The sequence below is a fragment of the Gemmatimonadota bacterium genome (assembly GCA_026702745.1).
Lineage (GTDB): Bacteria > JAAXHH01 > JAAXHH01 > JAAXHH01 > JAAXHH01 > JAAXHH01.
The window spans coordinates 1-2,820 of record JAPPBT010000067.1 but is presented as its reverse complement, the minus strand read 5'-3'; the positions used below and the strand labels follow the sequence as shown (position 1 = coordinate 2,820).

4 protein-coding genes are annotated in these 2,820 nt (G+C 62.8%); all 4 read left to right on the top strand.

All coding sequences use genetic code 11. The features are described 5' to 3' along the window. Positions 1 to 632 (top strand): quinolinate synthase (locus OXH56_11570; protein ID MCY3555943.1); only part of this gene is annotated, 632 nt, incomplete at its 5' end. Between the two features lie 71 nt (positions 633 to 703). Beyond that, the gene (locus OXH56_11565; protein ID MCY3555942.1) at positions 704 to 1,864 is read left to right on the top strand and encodes a SpoIIE family protein phosphatase; all 1,161 of its coding nucleotides are present in this window, start codon (positions 704 to 706) and stop codon (positions 1,862 to 1,864) included. A 2-nt stretch (positions 1,865 to 1,866) separates the two neighbouring features. Further along, positions 1,867 to 2,283 carry an ATP-binding protein gene (locus OXH56_11560; GenBank protein ID MCY3555941.1) on the top strand — a complete coding sequence of 139 codons (417 nt, stop codon included), beginning with the start codon at positions 1,867 to 1,869 and terminating at the stop codon, positions 2,281 to 2,283. A gap of 19 nt (positions 2,284 to 2,302) precedes the next feature. After that, positions 2,303 to 2,820: ABC transporter substrate-binding protein (locus OXH56_11555; protein MCY3555940.1), on the top strand; the 518-nt coding region annotated here is incomplete at its 3' end.

Here is a 2,820-nt window from a genome sequence, read left to right as displayed (position 1 = left end):
CTGCGATTACCGGCGAGGACGTGCGTCTGCTGAAGCAGAAATACCCCGGCGTTCCCGTAGTCACCTACGTCAATACCTCCGCGGAAGTGAAGGCGGAGTCGGACATCTGCTGCACTTCGGCGAATGCCGTGAAGATCGTCGAGTCGCTGGGCGTGGACCGCGTGATTTTCCTGCCTGACGGATACCTGGGACGCTATGTGGCCGGCAAGACGGACGTGGAGATTATTCTCTGGGAAGGGAGCTGCGAAGTGCACGAGCGGTTCACGGCGGACGAAATCCGTTCCTATCGCCAGTCGCACTCCGGCATACAGGTCATCGCCCATCCGGAATGCCCGCCCGACGTCCTTGACGAGGCCGATTTCGTCGGCTCCACTTCGGCGATGATCCGCTACGTGGGCGAAAACAAACCCAGCCGGGTCGTCATGGTGACCGAGTGCTCGATGAGCGACAACGTGGCCGTGGAACATCCCGACGTGCAGTTCGTGCGCCCGTGCAATCTCTGTCCGCACATGAAGCGCATCACCCTTCCCAAGATCCTGCGCACACTGGAAACACTTCAGCCGCGGGTCGAGGTTCCCCCGGAAATCGCAGACCGCGCGCGGCTTGCCGTGGAGCGCATGCTTCAGGCCTGATCGGCGGGAACCTGCCTTAATGCCCATATACAATGGGCATCCTTTTGTGGCCACAAGCAGGCTGACTTGCGATGCAAGCTCAACACAAGATTCTGATGGTCGACGACGAGTCGGACCTGGAGCAACTGGTCCGGCAGCGGATGCGGCGCGAGATTCGCTCCGGGCAGTATGCCTTTCTTTTCGCCGGAGACGGCGTCGAGGCGCTCGAGGCCCTGGGCGAGCACAGCGACATCGACCTGGTGCTTTCCGACATCAACATGCCGCGCATGGATGGTCTGACGCTGCTGGAAAAGATCCCGGACGTCGATACCGATCTCCGCTCGGTCGTCATCTCCGCCTACGGGGACATGAAGAACATTCGCGCGGCGATGAACCGCGGCGCGTTCGATTTCGTCACCAAACCGATCGACTTCGATGACCTGAGAATCACGATCGATCGCAGCCTGCGCCAACTGGAGATGTGGCGCGAAGCCGAAGCCTCGAAGGACAAGCTGCTGACGCTGCAAAGCGAACTGGACGTGGCCCACACCATGCAACAGTCGATCCTGCCCAAGCAATTTCCGAAGAACGAGCAATACCAGCTGTACGGCAGCATGGCGCCGGCCCGGAACGTCGGCGGCGATTTCTTCGACATTATCCGGCTGGAGAACGGGCGCCTGGGAATGGCCATTGCGGATGTGTCCGACAAGGGCGTTCCCGCGGCGCTGTTCATGATGTCCAGCCGTACCTTGCTGAAGGGCGCGGCGCTCGGCAGTGAGGACCCGGGCGCTGTCGTTACCGTGGTCAACGAGCAACTCCAGGACGGAAACGACGCCAACATGTTCGTGACGCTGTTCTACGCCGTGTTCGATCCCGCAACCGGACTGGTGCGCTACGCCAACGGCGGACATAATCCGCCGCTGATCGTCCACAAGGACGGGTCCTCCACCATCCTGCCGCTCACCGGCGGAGTGGCGCTGGGGGTTGCTCCGCAGTTCGAGTTCAGCACCGATCAGGCCCGGCTGGAACCGGGCGAGGCGCTGGTGATGTACACGGACGGCGTCTCCGAGGCGGAAGACCTGGACAGCGAGGAATTCGGCATGGATCGCTTGCTGGACGTCTTCGCGGGCGCCACGCTGGAGAGCGCGCGGACGGCGAACGATGCCGTGTTCGCGGCGGTGAGGAAATTCGCGGGCGACCGATCGCAGTCGGACGACATCACCTGCCTGGTGCTGCTGAGGTCCGGTTCGTAGTCATGAGCGGCGAAATCCGCCTGAAGATCCATGCCAGCCACGGGCAACTGGAGCTGGTGGAGAAAGCCATCGACGAAATGGCCCAGCTGGAACAGTGGCCGGATGAACTGGTCTTCAAGGTCAAGCTTGTGGTGGAGGAACTGGGTCTGAACATCATCGACCACGGCTACGGCAACGATGAATCCCAGGAACTGGAATTTCGACTCCTGGCCGCGGATGACAGCGTAACCATCGAATTCATCGATGAAGCCAGCCCCTTCGATCCACTGACGGAAACGCCGGACCCGGATATCGATGCAGGCATCGAGGAACGTCGTATCGGCGGTCTGGGCGTGTACCTGGTGCGGGAGATGATGGACGAGGTCAAGTACGCCCGGGAGGGCAACCGCAACCGGCTGACGCTGGTTACCCGGCTCTAGCACCGTGTTACGGGGGGGCATGCGAGGGCTGGTTCTGATCGCCGGGCTGGCGGCTTTTTCGGGGATCTCGGCCGAGCCGGGCGTCGACCCGGAGCGCATTCTGTTCGGGCAGTCGGCGGCGCTCACCGGACCGGCCAGCGGGCTGGGTCAGGCGATGCGGGCCGGAATCGAGGCTGCTTTCCACGAGGCCAACCGGAACGGAGGCGTGCACGGCCGGCGGCTGGAACTGATCTCGCTTGACGACGGCTATGAGCCGGAAGCCGCGATCGAGAACATGCGCACGCTGATCAATGAGCGCCAGGTGTTCGCGCTCATCGGAGCGGTCGGCACCCCGACGGCGCGGTCGTCGGTGCCGGTTGCGGCGGCTGCCGGAGTGCCCTACATCGCACCTTTTACCGGCGCCCCCTTTCTGCGCGACGGGCAATGGCAGAACGTAATCAATCTGCGCGCCTCCTACTACCAGGAAACGGAGGCGATGATGGAGTTCCTGACCCGCCGGGGCCTGACGCGCGTGGCGGTCGCTTATCAGGACGATTC